This window comes from Coprococcus sp. OM04-5BH, from assembly GCF_003482105.1.
Lineage (GTDB): Bacteria > Bacillota > Clostridia > Lachnospirales > Lachnospiraceae > Coprococcus.
Genome location: NZ_QULM01000001.1, coordinates 1,087,356 through 1,102,353 on the forward strand (window position 1 = coordinate 1,087,356; position 14,998 = coordinate 1,102,353).

Here is a 14,998-nt window from a genome sequence, read left to right on the forward strand (position 1 = left end):
TTGCCCCCGCACCGTCTAAAATCTATATTTCGTTATCTACTTTCACGAGTTTTCCCATGACAAGGAAGCGTCCTGTGCCGCCCGGCGTACAGGTAGAAAGGGTCAGTACCTTATCGCTGCAGGTCACAGTCACATCACTTTCCACCGCAGAACGTTCCTTCATAGCTGTAAGCCAGGTAGTATAAGCACCGTCATCCTTCCAGGAAAGCTGCCAGGGAGAAGTTTCACTGCCGGATTCTTCCGGCTTTGCTGCAAAAGCCGCAAAGATCTCCATGACATAACCACCCTTCGGAGTAACGAGATACATCTGCCTGTGAGCATCAAAGTAACTTTGTTCATCGTACCGGTTCAGCAGCGCAAACATGGAACCATCCCGCATATTATGACCATAAATGATCGTATTGCGGTCTGAAAAATCTGCCCGGTTTTCATAATCGGCAAACAGGCAGCCAACCTTGTTATAGGTTCCGTCATAAAGATGGTTCAGGTAATATTCGTTGTTGTCGGTCTGCGTTACCGGATAATTGAGCACCGTATCAGGAAGGGAAAGCCATCCGATGATGTCCGGTCCATTTTCACGGAGCGTTTCAAAGTCTACCGAAGGCAGGACAATATCGGCATCGTCCCGTTTTGGTTCTGTCGGATCGGGTGCCGACTCCGGGGAAGCTGTCTGCTCCGGTACTTCCACATATCCGGCAAGATCTCGATAGGCATCTTTACTCTTAGCATACTGGTTCAAGTCACGGAACACCAAAAAACCGCTGCCAAGAGCCACCAGAACGCAAAGTGAAAGGACAGAAACCCCGACAGCCGTTCTTTTCGGGGAAGTCCTGCTGTATTTTCCCTTTTTGAAATAATACACAGCAAATACGCTGCCGCCGATCAGTGCGGCTGCCAGCAGTCCGCCATACAGGAAAATATACGGATCATCCCCGGTCTGCGGTACCGGCTTTTGAGGGGTGGAAGGATTGGAGGGAACAGAAGGCTTTTCCGGGTTCTTTGGGTTATCCGGCTTTTCCGGTTTTTCATTAAAGAACTGGACTGTAGATGTCTGATCTGCCTTAATCTCCACCGTAGCGGCATCAGGAATGATGTAATCCTTGCTTGCCCGGTTTGCAACTTCTGTTACGGTATAAATACCGACACGAAGGCCCTTAACTTCAATCACGCCGGATTTTGGAGTGGTGAATGTCTCGCAGTAGGAGCCGTCCGCACTCTTAACCTCGATGGCAAAACCATCTTTGCGCCCGTCGCTGGAATCCTTTGTGATCTTTAAGTTGCCGCGGTAAGCCTCATTGGTAAATCCGTGCCCGGCTTCTCCATTCTCCACAACTGCAATCTGTCCATCTTCTGTGATGGAGAAATAGTAAGCGTTTGGATCAGGCTGATAGCCCTCCGGCGCTTTGCTTTCTTTGATAAAGTAGCCGCCAGCCAGAAGGTTTTCCGCCGTATGATAGCCTGCATCGGTTTCTTTCAGCGTACCGATCTTTTGATCGTCAGGATCATATTCCTGGTTGGCGTTGGAATCCGCATACAGGTCAAACACTGCACCGGACAGGAAGCGCAGGAAAGAATTCTTGTCTTTCTTATCCTCCTTTTCCACAGGGGAAGGTTCCTCCACAGCTTCGGTTTTGGTTACCTGAACACTGCCGCGGATCAGGGTGTTTTCCACACGGATCTCGATATGCTGTCCGTCTGCACCGATATATACATGGTGCTGCTGCGGGCTTACCGTATAAAGGTCAGGGGCAGAGATCTCCTTGACGATCCAGTGTCCGTAAGGAATGTTCTCAAAGGAAAAACTGCCGTCTTTTCCGGTAATAGCAGTAAGCAGCGCATTTTCTTCAGTAAATTCTTCGGTATCAGGTCTAAACAGACCCATGAGTGCACCGGCAAGCGTGACATCCTCGCCGCCTTCCGGGTTTTCCCCGACTTTTACACCGTCTACACGCCCACGGAGAAGTTCATTGGAAACAGCCTCGCCTTCATTGACAAGGATCTGTACCAGGGCGGTTTCCTGACCAGCATACTCAAAGACAACCGGATATTCCTGATCCGAAAGGATATAGGCGCCGTTGGTTGTGCGTTCCTTGACATAATAGCTGCCAAAAGGCAGGTCGGAAGCGAAGGAAGCGCTGTAACCGCCGGATTCCACAGACGAAACAGAGACCACTTCCAGAAGTCCACCTGCCGGGATCACGCTGCCATCTGCCGCCGTCAGGTCTGCGGAAGCATAAAGTCCAAAGGAAATATCCTTATATTCCTCGTTCATGCCAAGACCGAACAGGTCATCGGTCTCCATTGCCTTGAAAAGTGTGACATCCACTTTCTGGCGTTCGTCATAAAGACCGGCCGCTGTCTGTGTAACCTCTACGGTCTCACCCGCATAGGTCAGTTCCACATATTCCGGTTGAGGATTCAGCACACAGCCGGAAGGAGCCTGACGTTCCTCCAGCCGGTAACGGCCGAGATAAAGGAGCCCGCTTTTTGCTGAACCGTCCTCGCCGGTCGTAAGTGTTTCCACAACCGTATCTTTTGCTGCCCGCAAGGTACCGTCACCGGTATAAATATCTTCATCTGCGATCACATCATAGACCGCTCCGGGAAGTCCGGCAACCTCATATACCGGTTGGTACAGTCCGTCGTTTTCCTGGACAGAAGCAAATACTTCTCCGGTCTTTGTGATGGTAAGCTGGCCTTTCTGCGGCATATTGTACTGCGTGACCGTCGCAACCGCCTCGCTGCCGTCAATGGTAAACGGTACCGGCTGGTCGGAAAGCACATAGCCGTAAGGAGCAGCTACCTCATAAAGTTCATAATCCCCGGCGGCCAAAGGCTCCGGCAGCATCAGCCAGCCCTCGTCAGAAACATAGAAGGTATCCAGTGTTTCCGGGTTCGGATAGTAGACGGTCTGGGTGATAAATTCCCCGGTGGAAAGATCCTTGATCTGAAAACCGGTTCCGGTCACAGGGATAATCTTTCCGGTCTCTGCGTCACATTTTTCAACTTTCAGACGGGCTGTGATGGTGCGGTTGTTCAGGATATAGCTGTAAGTCTTTCCGTCAGAGGAAATGAATACCGTAAAGTCCGGGACAAAGGCTTTGCCTTCCTCGCCTGCGATTTGATGGACCGTATAATGCCCATACGGAAGCGGTTTACTGGAAGCAAAACCATCCGCATCCGTGGTAAGAAGGTCGCGTTCACTTTCCTTTGCCGCGTCATAGCTTCCGGCTGCCTTTAAGTAAATTTCAAAGACTGCGCCTGCTTCCGGGCGTTCGATGATACCGGCATTGGGATCGTCGGTATTTTCGCCCTCAGGCACATCCGGGTCCAGGTCATCGGTGTGCTTGACAAGCTGGATATTTCCGTAAATAACCGTTTCCGTCACCTGATTTTCTGTGGTATTGAGTTCCACTTCATACAGGGAAGGGGATGCACCCACTTCATAAACGGTTTCATTCAGAAGATACCCGGTGCTCGGTTCGATTTCCCGGATCGTCCAGCCATCCCCGCATACATAATAGCGGGTCATAAAGCTGCCATCCGGTCCGGTAGTATAAGTGTCGATCAGTTCGCCATCACGGAAGATCCCATAGGTCGCCCCTGCAAGCGTGGCGTCCCCCTGGGCATTTCCGGTATCAGCGTCGCTCTTTACCACATGGACGCGGAACTTCTTCAGGATATTGCTGAAATGTACCGAAGAAGTTTGCTCGCTTTCAATGGTCACGTACTGTGCGGAAGGGGTCACATAGCGGTCCACCGGCAGCTCTTTTACCAGATAGGTTCCCGGCAGGAGCTTCTTTTCAATCTGGCCGTTTTCTCCGGTCGTGACTTCCTCATTGACTTCATTTCCCAAAATGTCCGTACCGGAAATATGGAAGGTGATACCGGAAACAATGCCGTCCTCACTGGTCTTGACAAGTTTTGCAGTACCGTAAGTTTCCGTTTTGATCTTTACAAAGAAGGAAACCGGATCGCTGGCGCCGGTCATCATGGTCTGGTAGCCTGGTCTGCCCCAGATCAGCATGTCATTTGCCACCGGGATATTCTTTCGGAATTCAAACAGCACCGGGTCCATCATCATCTGCCTGCTGGTAAAGGTGTATTCATTTCCGTTTCTTGTCACAGAAACGCCGCTGCCTTTCAAAGCCTCCAGGTCGATCTTCAAGTTGTTGGTATCTGTGACCGTCAGGGTATAGACCTTTTTTTCTACATCCCATTTCAGTTCCAGTTCCGGTGCTTCGCTTTTCTTAGAAGAAGTAAAGGAAGGGACTGTGGAATGGGAAGCGACCTGTGCCAGAATCCAGTCATAGGCTTTTTCAGCCGGTCGTCCGGCGATCACGCTGAAATACTGGTCACCATCTGCGTGGCCGTTTCCGTGGCGGCTGTACGGATCGCTTCTAAGCTGCTGCTGGTATTCCCAAAGGATGATCTGGGTTGCCATCTTATAGTCATCCTCGTTGATCCCGGAAACAGGGAGCACCGCACCGGGTTTCCAGCCATAGATCGCAGTCAGGGTGATCCCCCTCCTTGCCTCGGCAGGAAGCAGGTTCAGGTATTGGCTGTTGGTCCCGCTTTCTGAAACATAGGTGTTTTCCGAAGTATGGTAAGGAATCCCGCTCTCCACACAGTAAACCTGATGGCTGATCCCGTCAGAATCCGTCAGCATATAGTGCCGGTAAGCATTGCCCCCGGAACTGGTGTGTACGTCGATGGTTCCGTCTGCATGGTAGGCAAGATAGGTGTAAGGTGCCGGGGCGCGGTAGTGGTTTCCATCAGAGCCCACATACTGGTCGCCCAGCCAGGAGCTTGCTGTTTGTCCGACAGACATGGCAAAAGCCTGAGCCGGAAGAAGCCCCAAAATGCTTGCCATACAAAGCAAAAACGCCAACAGCTTGCGAAAGCCGCGGCGCCTGGTTATGATATGTTCCATGAAAAAATCCTCACTTTCATAAAATCTAAAAGGACAGCCTTATTTGCTGTCCTTGTCGTCAAAATCATCCTCGGAAAGATATTCCGGTTCCCCGTATGCCTCATCCGGGTCAAAGCCTTCTCCATAACCGTCATCCTCAAATTCCGCATCGTCCTCGGCCTGCTGTTTCGGACGCACGATTTTTACATAGTAACCGATCCCGCCGACCGCAAGTAAGGCAGCAAGGATAAACAGGATCGTGCCGACACTGCCGGTCTCTTTCTTCGGCTTTTCCGGTTCAGCCGGTTTTTCGGTTTCCGTCGGCTTTTCTTTTCCTTTGCAGCCACTCAAGTCATTTTTGCAGACCGGACAGCCGGTATTGACTTTTCCTGCCTCACATTTTTCGGTGCAGTTGCAGCTTTCTTCCTGGGGAATCATGCTCATGCTGCCATTGTTCTTTTCTGCAAGCGCCATCAGGTCGGACTCTGTGACGCCGTTTAAGAAGTAGACATTGTTATCTTCCCGTTTCCCGTCGATCACCAGATAAAAGACATTGCCCGCGTCCGTAGTGATGGTGTAAAACTGTTTTTCCCCATCCGTACCGCTGATATTGTCCTGTACCGTTCCGGTGCCTTCCGGGGTAAATGCACCTTCCGGGATCGCAGAAGTATTTTCCTGCTGTCCGGTACTGTTATCTGAACCGGAAGAATTTCCGCCGCCGGAAGGGGTTGCAGCGTTTGAGCCGGAAGGTTTTTCTTCCTTAGGCGGTTTTGTCTGTGTACCGGACGGACTCTGGGGTGCTGCCGCAACAGGTTTCTTTTCAGGAGCCGGTTCTTTGTAATACGGATTATCCAGCTTTACCACATCAGAACGGTTGCCGGCATAATCTTTTGCGTATATGCTTACCTGTTTTTCTGTTCCTGCATAATCTTTTAGTGCAACCGACGCTTTCCCATCGGTGAGGGAGTTGATACGGTTTTCATCAACAAAGACCGCCTCCACGCCGGATAGATCGTCACTGCTTTCTATTTTCAGGGCATCGCCCTCCAGGGAAGCAGTCAGCGTTGGCGGTGTGGTGTCTTTGGAACCGCCGGCATGAGCCGTTACAGGTAATGCGCTGACACTTACAAGAAGCGTAAGCGCCAGCAGCAGGGAAAGTTTTTTAAGCCTCATGCACATCCTCCTTCTCCTGCGGCAAAACAGTTTCCGAAGGGGCTGCCTGCTGTGATTTCAAAAAATCCGCAAGCTGCTGGGGCGTCAGTTTGAAACTGCGCGCCACCGCCACATAATCGGTATTTTCCAGTTCTGTTTTCTGTTCCTCCAGCTTATGGAGCTTTGCCTGCATTTCCGCAATCTTTGTTTTGGTCTTTTCAATTTCCTTTTCCAGTTTTTCAATTTTAGGATTCAATTTATTACCTCCAATCTGTTAAGGCAGACGCCCAAATGTATAAAAATGCTGCTGCCAGTAGCTTGTATTGATGTTTGCATAAGAAATCGGGTCTCCACAGTGGATCATCATTCCATTTCCCACATAGATCCCTACATGGCTTGCGCCGCTGGTGTTGTAGGTTCCCTGGAAGAAGATCAGGTCGCCCGGTTTTGCATCCGCACTTGATACCGGCGTACATACACCTAAAAGACCATCCGCGGTCAGCCTTCCAAAATTCCAGCCAACGCCGCAGTTGTTGATTACCCAGGACACATAGCCGGAACAGTCAAAGGAAGTGGAAGGGCTTGCGCCTCCCCATACATACGGATAGCCAAGATATTTTTCCGCCTCGGCCATCATTGCGGCAAACTGTTCATCTGCAAGGGCTTCCGGTGGAATGTCATAATCGAAGTAGTTTCCTGTGCCGCCTGAACCAACTTCCGGCAGGTGCCGTTCGCTGGTATCGCCGGTATCGGCAAAATACAGGGGATTCAAATACTGGCCGTCAACCAGGACTTCTAAATGCAGGTGGGGACCGGTAGAATTTCCGGTATTTCCGACCTTTGCGATCACATCCCCGGCTTTGACTTCCTGACCGACAGAAACAAGGATCTGGGAACAGTGCCCGTATTTGGTCGTCAGGGTATGTCCTTCGTATGCCTCGCCTTCAATGGCAACACATAAGCCATAACCGCCGGCATTTCCCGCAAGGGTGACCGTTCCGTCATGCCCGGCAAGGATCTCTGTGCCCTCCGGCATTCCGATGTCCACACCGGTGTGATAGTTCTTTTCCCCACTGATGGGATGTACCCGGTAGCCGTAATAGCTGGTCACATAAGGGAGCCAGTTGGTGCCAAAGACATTTTTGACATACTGGCGGTTTCCTTTTGTCTGCAGCAGGATCTCGCAGATCTCTTTCTGGTCTGCGTTCATCCGGGAAACGACCAGGTTTTCCAGAGGTATAACCGTGAGTTTGACATTTAAGATGCGCCATTCATAAGGCACTTCCTCCTGGGTTTCTTCTCTGGTTTCCGGGTCAACGGAAGTTTCTGTGCGATAACGGATCTCGGTTTCTTCTGAAAAGGACAGGGTATATTGTTCCTGGAAAAGCTGCTGCAGCACGCTTTCCACTTCATCGTAAGTAAATCCCTGATAAGCAGAAGTCAGATACCCCATCAGCACATACGGGTCATGCTCGATTGCGCCCAGGTTATATCGGTATTCGTCATAGCCGGGGCGGTCTGATTCCACCCGGTCTATTTCCATTTGCAGATCCGTTTCCCATTCGGTATAGGTAAGCTCCGCCTGGTTGATGTCCTGATCATCTGCAAGATAGGTAGAAGCAGCCAGACTTCCCAAACCGCCGGTCCCGATATTGGAGAACGTGGAAAACAGGGACGTGATCAGGAAAATTACCAAAAGGAGAAGCAGGAGGACAAGGCAGATTACAGGGTGTCGTTTGACCGCATGGACAATACCGACGCTGACCCTCTCTGTTGCGACTGCGGCATTTTTTGCCTGTTTCCCGGCTTCACGGGCAGCCTTGGCATACTGCCTTTTCAGTTTTTGTTTCTGCCATATCCGGGCAATCGCATGTTTCTTCAGCTCCGGGTGGTCGCTAAGAGCCTGCCGGTAAGCAAGTCTTGCGTTTGCTTTTGCTGATTTTTGCTGTAATTTCGCTGCCTTTCGGTAGGGGGCAGTTTTATGCCGGTGATATGCCGTGCGAAGCCCTGCCTCGCCCACAAGTTCAGAGCGGTGGGCTGCCTTGATGCCCACATTTTCATCCTCTGCCTCATAAATCTTTTTATGAGCGTAACCAATGGCAGTATTGGCGCCCGCCTTGACCGGACGCAGGGGTACAGGTCCTTTTACATGGACCTTTTGGGATTTGACCTCCTTTTCAAATTTTAAGTGTTTTTTGGCTTTTCCGGTCTCCGGGTCGGAAACCGTCTCCATGCGCAGTTTCTTCCGGGCAGGTAGACGATTTTGCGCCTGCTCTGCTTTTTGTGCAGTCCGTTCCGCATTCCGTCTTGCATGGGTGAGCTTTTTATCCTTTGTCTCCGGCGGTAGTTCATCCGCAGTAAATTCCAGCTTGGATGTTTTCGGCGGTTCGCTATCCATACCCTTTTCCTTCTGCGCTGCCTGTTCCTCCGCCTGTGCCGCTTCCTGAAAACGCTGCTGATATTTGTTCCCATGCTGGTGTGTTCGGTAACGGTGTTCCTGACCGGATCTGTCTGTGCCGTTCGGTGGGGCTGAGCCTTCGGAAGAAGGAGCATATTTTCCGGTATCATGGTCTGTCACATCCTCTGTTACAAAAGAACGCCTGGAAGCCTCCTGCCGGAAATTGCTTCGCACGTTGTCCTGTATCGGGGGCGCTGTCCTGGTAGCATCCGGTGTCTCAAAGTGTTCCGAAAAACCATCCAAAGCGGTTGCATACGCTTCGCCCTGTTCCAGCAAGGACGCCGGTGTTTCCGGTGACAGATGGGAAAATTCCGTCTGTACAGGGATGTCCTGCCTGTGTGTCTTGCCGTTGACAGAAGAAGGGGTGTCCCGTGCCCTGCGCAGGTCAAAATCCTGTTCGGTCTGCCTGGCTGCCGGTTGATCCTCCCCGTGGGAATCACGCACCGGCATCCGGGTATCTTTGCGCTTCCTTTGAAATTCCCTGTCGTGTGCCATTGTTCTCACCTCCGATCCATTTTAATTTTTGTCTCACGCTTTGGTCCCCGCTACTTCATCCGGTCTTGTGGTAAGCACGCTGTACAAGAGTGTGTCCTTCGGGAAGTGGTCCACAAAGGGGATGATCACATTTCCAAAGAACAAAAGCCCCTCGCCGGGACCGGAATGGGTCACATACGAAAGCTGGTGCGGGGAGATTCCCAACTGCTTTGCCAAAATCTGACGGTCTCCCTGGGCCTGGTTGAGCATATAGATAAAGTCTGAGTTCTCAAAAATATTTTCGATCTCACGGGAAGCCAGAAGGTCCTTGACATTCTGCGTTAAACCTGATGGGATTCCGCCCCATTTACGGAAGCGTTTCCAGATCTCCACGCTGAAACTTCCTGTCTGCCCTTTCAAAAGAAGATGGAATTCGTCGATATAGAACCAGGTTGTTTTATGTTTGGAGCGATTGGCCGTGACACGGTTCCACACCGCATCCTGCATGATCAAAAGCCCGATTTCCTTTAAGGCTTTTCCCAGTGACTTAAGCTGGAAACACAGTACCCGGTGTTGATCCATCTGGATATTGGAACGGTGGTTGAACACGTTAAGGGAACCATTGACATAGATTTCCAGCGCCGTTGCGATATTCTGTGCCTCCGGTTCAGACTGTTTCAAAAGCAGCTCGTAAAGATCACCTAAGATCGGCATATTTTCCGGGCACGGGTCCTGCAGGTATTCCCGGTACACCAGTCTGGTACAACGGTCGATGATCGTCCTTTCAATGGGGGAAAGTCCTTCTTTGCCGCCGATGATAAGGTCACACAGCGACAGGATAAAATCACTTTTCAAAGTGATCGGGTTTTCATCATCGGAATAGTCCAGATTGATGTCCATCGGGTTGATGTAGTTCGTGGAAGTAGGGGAAATATCAATGACCTGCCCCTGGGAACCGAACTGCTGTACCAGCGGCCCATACTCATTTTCCGGGTCGGCGATAATGATGTCGTCCTCCGTCAGAAGGAACACATTGACGATCTCACGCTTGGCAGAGAAAGATTTGCCGCTTCCTGGGGTACCGAGAAACAGCCCATTGGGGTTTTTCAGCGTTTTTCTGTTCGCCATGATCAAGTTATTGGAAAGGGCGTTCAGGCCGTAATACAATGCCTCGCCCTCCTGGAACAGTTCACAGGTGGTAAACGGTACAAAGATCGCTGTGCTGCTGGTCGTAAGCCCGCGCTCAATCTCAATCTGGTTCGTACCAAGAGCAAGCGAGGACATAAGCCCCTGTTCCTGCTGGTAATCCAGCCGTTTTAAGGCACAGTTGTATTTCTGTGCCACACCCGAAGCGGCAAAAATATCATTAAACAGCTTCTGACGTTTGGCAGCGATATTTTCCACCAGTACCGTCACAAGGAACATGCGCTCATTGCGGCTCTGTAAATCCTGCAAAAGATTTTTGGCTTCTTCTCCATAGGTGGCAAGGTCGGTGGGAATGATGTCCATGTCATACCCAGATCGGACCGCTTTCTTTTGTTCCTCAATGGTCATTTTCTGCAGGTCCGACATTTTACGCTTGATGTTTCGGATCGCCTGCGCCTGGTCGATAGACTGGATATGCAGGTTGACGGTCACGGCGTCGTTTAAGTCAAGAAGATCCGCTAAAAGCCGGTCGGTAAGCTCCGGCGCCAAAATCTGCAAAAAGGAGACAGCACCGGAATGATCGCCTACCCGGAATGTCTTTCCATCCTTTGAAAAAGACAGCCCGGATGGGGAAATGAAGTCTTTGGTAGAAAGACCGGTCTTAGGCAGATCCGACCACTGGAAATGAAACTTTTCCTGACCGTCCGGGTGAAGCTGGCTGTGAAGAAGCTCCAGACGTTCCAGTCCGTTTAAGGATCTTGCCTGGACTCCAAGGGTCTTGAAATTTGCCAGCACATCCGTTTCAATGCGTTCCAGACGCATTTTCGCAGTACGCAGGTCATCTGCCTCGATCCCAAAGGTAATGTATTTACGTTTGGTGAGACCGTTATTTCCTTTCTGCAACTGGTTCTTTAACATATCCCCGTATTCCCTGCGGATTCCGTCATACTCGTCGCCGCGGGGAGGGATGTCAATGCTTCTGGTAAAATCCTGCATATTGGCCCGCTGGTTGATAAAGGTAAGCTGCACATGGATCGAGGCGTCGAAGTAATTTAAGAAATCGCAGTAACCCTCGAAGATCTGTGCTTTATCATCTGCCTGTGCAAGCTGATAGTTAATATCAAAAAACTGCACCGTTTTGGTGTAAAGGGTATCAGTCAGCCGGCAGATCCCATCCCGGTACATTTCACGGTAGGGAATGCTCTGCTGGACCGTCTGCGGGGCATCTGCTTTCAGCCCGGCAAAAAAGCCGCCTTTTTTAGACGGCTTGGAACGGGCAGACTTAGTTTTGCCCTGCTTTGCATCGGCTCTGGTCTTTTTGGCCTGCCTGATGTTTTTTTGCAGACGCTTTTCCTGAGCTTCCTGCTGCTTGTTTTTTGGCAATCTTTGTAACCTCCTTCTTTGACATAGATTTATACAGGTTATCCGTCCTGTATGGACGGTCCTTCGGCCAGAGCTTATAACGGAGCCGGTTCTTCAAAATCTTTTCTGCCGGCTGCCCGTCACGCTCATACATGGCGAAGAAGAAAAAGGGCATCATCAGCCCGATCATCAAAAGTACAGCCGCCGAGTTCCCGATCGCCCCGCGGGTAAAGAAATACACCGGAAGGCCGACAAGCCCGGCAAGGCTGAAACAAATAAGCTGGCGCTTCGTCAGATTGAAGGCCAGCTTGGTCTTAACTTTGGTTAAATCCTTTGGTACAGGTACATAAGGCATCTATACACCTCCCATCGTAATATAGTTTCCGGTCCATTAGCGTGCACCAAAATCGCGTACCGCTTTCTCCGCAGCCGGACATTCCCGCACTTCCTGAGCCGCATTTTGCAGCCGTGCCAGGACAGAAACAGCCGGTCCTCTCTGACACAGGTATTCCTGGCTGTCTCGGATTCCGGCAATATTTTCCCGAATATCCATATCCACGTCGAACACATCCGAAACTGGCAAAAGCCAACGGTCTGCAAAGTATTTCAAAGGATTCTCAAGCGCCAGCACATCATCCAGCATTTCATCCCCGAACTCAAACTTTGTTGTCAGATAGGAATACGCCTCCTGCATGGCTGTAATTTCAGCAGCTTTTTCAATTAAGGATTCCTTATCCTTTGACATAAGGCTTTCCCGGTAGGCAAAGTAATTCTGTCCCAGTCGTTTCATCAGGAGCGTATATTTGTCCTGTGCGGAAGGCTCGCTTGTGAAATGTTCAAATTTTTGCTCTGCATCAATTTCTTTGAGAAGATCGCAGATCGGGAAACTGTGTTCATGGTTATTTTCTTCCCAGCACCATCGGGCTACATCCAACGGGTCCTGAAAAGAAAGAAGTGCCTCTACTTCCGCCGGAGTAAATACATGCTCAACCTTCAGATAATAGTGGAGTTCCGAAAATCCCTGCAACTCGTAAATGCTGCCGATGTTCTGTGCATCCAGCATATCCGCATGAACCTTCAAACACTCGTCCAGCCGTTCCATAAGCAGCCGCTTTGCATCTTGTTCTATCAAAATCACCCCTTTCGCTCCGGCATAGTCAGCGTACAGTTCACTTCATTGCCCCATACATCCCAGCCGGGAGTCTTTTGTCTTGCAAACAGTTCCACTCTGGGCTGATCGCCCATGAGTTTTACGATCTTATCCCGCACCTCGTCCGGTTTCTTGCTGTGCTGCTCAATATGGGAGATCACAAACTGATGGATTCCCGCACACTGGCGTTTCGGACGGCCTCTGGTTGCCAGCAGGCAGACCTCCGCGTTTGAGCGGGTCCAAAAGCCCATGCCATAAAACCAGCTATCCGCTTTCCGGTTCTGTTTGAGCCATAGAAAAGCCAGCGTTTTATATTTGAACCCCCAGGCGTCGATCACCCGGAAGGCTTCATTGAGCTGTGGGAAGGTCGCCCACAGAAAGAGGGCGCTGTCTTTTGCGGCAAGTTCCGATACCGGCAGGGCACAGATTTCTTCAATGCTCATTGTGGGGTAATGGTTTTCCGCAACGCCGCTTCCATGTTTCCTGTCATAATGCCAGGGCGGATCGGCATAGATAATGCCGTACTGTTTCGTTTCCGGCATTAGCGAGCCTGCTCATTCTTAGATGGGGCAGGTTTAGTCGGCTGTTCTTTGACCTTACCGGCATTTTCCTTCAATGCACCGGTCAGGGAAGGCTTTTCCGCAGCTCCCTTTGTTGCTTCAAGAGTTGCCTGCAAATTTTCAATAGCCTGCCCGTACCCATCGATCAGGGCATCGTTGAGCTGCTTGCGGAACTCTGCCGTAACCGGCCAGCAGACATCTTTCCAGTTGCCTCCCTTATCCTGGGTTGCGGGCATATTGACATACAGCCCCTTTTCACTGGAACAGATACGGAAACCGTCAATCTTAAAGCATCCGCCAATCGTAACATTGGCAAACGCCAGCAGGTTTCCCATTGGGGCGATTGGACGCACGCGGACATCCAGCTTCATGCCGTTTGCCATTTCCGGCGTCTGTGTCTCCGGCGCCATTTTTTCTGTATTGGTTTTACTCATATATAAAATCCTCCTTTTTAGAATTGGTTTTGTTCATGCTATCTTGCATTAAATATGGATTTGGATAACGAACCTGTCTTAAACAGGGCAAAGGCCAGCAGCACCGTATAACCCGCCGTTCCCCAGATCGCGCCGTGCACATCGCCGGACGATGGGATAGACTGGACCAGCACTGCATAAATGGCAACACAGATCAGGATCAAAAAACCCTGAAAACCCAGGGCAAAAAGGGAACGCAGATACCCAGTTCCCATTTGTCCCCATTCCCGGTTTGCCATTGTGGAAAACGGGATCGGTGCAAGGCTCACGGTTAAATAAATCTCGATCATACGGCCATATACAATGACAAAGATCACGATGGACAGTACCCACATACACAGATTGATGATGTTGGTTTCCAGCCACAGTCCAATCAGTTCCCACATTCCCATTGCTTCAAGCTGGGTTTCCAGATCAGACAACGCCGCCTGCACATCCAGGTTCCCGTTTATGACACCGGCACTTTGCGACACCACATTTTGGGCCACATCAAAGACCGCCATCACAATCGTAAAACAGTTGGTGAGCAGGTAAGTGGCAACAAAAGTCTTGAAAATCCACTTGAAGATGTTGAATGTATCGAATTCGTGCATGTTGTTCTTTTCGAGAATCATCTGGATCAGTTCATACACAAGAACAAAGGTAAGGATCATGCCCGCAATGGGAATGACGACGGTTTCCGAAAGATTCTGGATCATGGAAAACACGCCGCCATTCCAGCCCTGCGGGGTCTGTCCTACCTGATTTGCCACATCCGCAACCTGGTTGTTGACGGAGTTGAAAATACTGGTGTACTGTCCGGTGATCGCATCGATCAGACCCTCTTTAATCCAGTCTGTTATCCATTCAAACAGACTGCCCATAAGTCAGCCCTTAACCGAACAGGCCGGAAAGCAGCGGGATCAGCGTTGCACCAACCAGAGCGATACCTCCGCCTGCCATAAGCTGCTTGATCCCCTGGGATTTTGCACCTGGGTTATCATTTCCGTAACCTTCGAGAAGGTTTACAACACCCCATGCGCCCAGACCTGCGCCCAGGGCGATCACAAGGATCTTCAAAGTATCAATCGCGCTTGCAAAAAATGCCATAATGTTCCTCCTTTAATTTCAGAAATTTTAATTTGTGATATGGCCGTATCAGGCCGGAAACAAAAAAAGCCGCCGCACTGTTTTTAGAAAAAATCTGTTTCAAACAGCACGGCGGCATGGGGCAGGAAAAATCCTGCGGTTATTTACTTTTCAGGGAGAATCACGAATCCTCAAAAAATCCTCCTTTCATCGTGACAAAAACAAAGCCTGCCAGGGCGTCAT

The 14,998-nt window shown here is 50.5% G+C and carries 11 protein-coding genes; all 11 read right to left on the reverse strand.

Features of this window, described 5'->3' with window-relative positions:
* Window positions 1–22: 22 nt before the first annotated feature.
* Genes srtB through DXB54_RS04885 form a run of 11 tightly spaced genes read right to left on the reverse strand, consistent with a single transcriptional unit; the run spans window position 23 to window position 14,776 of the window.
* Window positions 23–4,933 (reverse strand): class B sortase, encoded by a 4,911-nt coding sequence (gene srtB, locus DXB54_RS04835; RefSeq protein ID WP_118694394.1) that lies wholly within the window; start codon window positions 4,931–4,933, stop codon window positions 23–25.
* 39 nt (window positions 4,934–4,972) lie between these two features.
* Window positions 4,973–6,085: a DUF4366 domain-containing protein gene (locus DXB54_RS04840; protein WP_118694395.1), complete on the reverse strand. Its 1,113-nt coding sequence runs from the start codon at window positions 6,083–6,085 to the stop codon at window positions 4,973–4,975.
* Window positions 6,075–6,320: a DUF4315 family protein gene (locus tag DXB54_RS04845; RefSeq protein WP_025577937.1), complete on the reverse strand. Its 246-nt coding sequence runs from the start codon at window positions 6,318–6,320 to the stop codon at window positions 6,075–6,077. The genes DXB54_RS04840 and DXB54_RS04845 overlap by 11 nt, the downstream gene beginning before the upstream one ends.
* Before the next feature lie 18 nt (window positions 6,321–6,338).
* Window positions 6,339–9,017 carry a CD1108 family mobile element protein gene (locus DXB54_RS04850; protein ID WP_118694396.1) on the reverse strand — a complete coding sequence of 893 codons (2,679 nt, stop codon included), beginning with the start codon at window positions 9,015–9,017 and terminating at the stop codon, window positions 6,339–6,341.
* A gap of 33 nt (window positions 9,018–9,050) precedes the next feature.
* Window positions 9,051–11,486, reverse strand: a complete 2,436-nt coding sequence (locus DXB54_RS04855) for a VirB4-like conjugal transfer ATPase, CD1110 family (protein ID WP_373196400.1) — start codon at window positions 11,484–11,486, stop codon at window positions 9,051–9,053.
* Window positions 11,425–11,859 carry a PrgI family protein gene (locus DXB54_RS04860; protein WP_071144312.1) on the reverse strand — a complete coding sequence of 145 codons (435 nt, stop codon included), beginning with the start codon at window positions 11,857–11,859 and terminating at the stop codon, window positions 11,425–11,427. The genes DXB54_RS04855 and DXB54_RS04860 overlap by 62 nt, the downstream gene beginning before the upstream one ends.
* Before the next feature lie 36 nt (window positions 11,860–11,895).
* Window positions 11,896–12,636, reverse strand: coding sequence for a hypothetical protein (locus DXB54_RS04865; RefSeq protein ID WP_199676945.1), 741 nt, complete (start codon window positions 12,634–12,636; stop codon window positions 11,896–11,898).
* Between the two features lie 2 nt (window positions 12,637–12,638).
* On the reverse strand, window positions 12,639–13,196 hold the full coding sequence (locus tag DXB54_RS04870) for an MT-A70 family methyltransferase (protein ID WP_005361089.1): 558 nt from the start codon (window positions 13,194–13,196) through the stop codon (window positions 12,639–12,641).
* Complete coding sequence (locus DXB54_RS04875) at window positions 13,196–13,648, reverse strand: SpoVG family protein (protein WP_064785871.1); 453 nt, start codon at window positions 13,646–13,648, stop codon at window positions 13,196–13,198. Before DXB54_RS04875 ends, DXB54_RS04870 begins: the two co-directional genes overlap by 1 nt.
* A gap of 38 nt (window positions 13,649–13,686) precedes the next feature.
* Window positions 13,687–14,550 carry a VirB6/TrbL-like conjugal transfer protein, CD1112 family gene (locus tag DXB54_RS04880; protein WP_005361084.1) on the reverse strand — a complete coding sequence of 288 codons (864 nt, stop codon included), beginning with the start codon at window positions 14,548–14,550 and terminating at the stop codon, window positions 13,687–13,689.
* Window positions 14,551–14,560: 10 nt separating this feature from the next.
* Window positions 14,561–14,776 (reverse strand): Maff2 family mobile element protein, encoded by a 216-nt coding sequence (locus tag DXB54_RS04885; RefSeq protein ID WP_005361081.1) that lies wholly within the window; start codon window positions 14,774–14,776, stop codon window positions 14,561–14,563.
* Between the last annotated feature and the right edge of the window lie 222 nt (window positions 14,777–14,998).

Bases quoted from the DNA above. Each gene is read 5' to 3' on its own strand.
- DXB54_RS04850 (WP_118694396.1), bottom strand. From the start codon at position 9,017: ATGGCACACGACAGGGAATTTCAAAGGAAGCGCAAAGATACCCGGATG.
- DXB54_RS04860 (WP_071144312.1), bottom strand. From the start codon at position 11,859: ATGCCTTATGTACCTGTACCAAAGGATTTAACCAAAGTTAAGACCAAG.
- DXB54_RS04880 (WP_005361084.1), bottom strand. From the start codon at position 14,550: ATGGGCAGTCTGTTTGAATGGATAACAGACTGGATTAAAGAGGGTCTG.
- srtB (WP_118694394.1), bottom strand. From the start codon at position 4,933: ATGGAACATATCATAACCAGGCGCCGCGGCTTTCGCAAGCTGTTGGCG.
- DXB54_RS04870 (WP_005361089.1), bottom strand. From the start codon at position 13,196: ATGCCGGAAACGAAACAGTACGGCATTATCTATGCCGATCCGCCCTGG.
- DXB54_RS04840 (WP_118694395.1), bottom strand. From the start codon at position 6,085: ATGAGGCTTAAAAAACTTTCCCTGCTGCTGGCGCTTACGCTTCTTGTA.
- DXB54_RS04885 (WP_005361081.1), bottom strand. From the start codon at position 14,776: ATGGCATTTTTTGCAAGCGCGATTGATACTTTGAAGATCCTTGTGATC.
- DXB54_RS04875 (WP_064785871.1), bottom strand. From the start codon at position 13,648: ATGAGTAAAACCAATACAGAAAAAATGGCGCCGGAGACACAGACGCCG.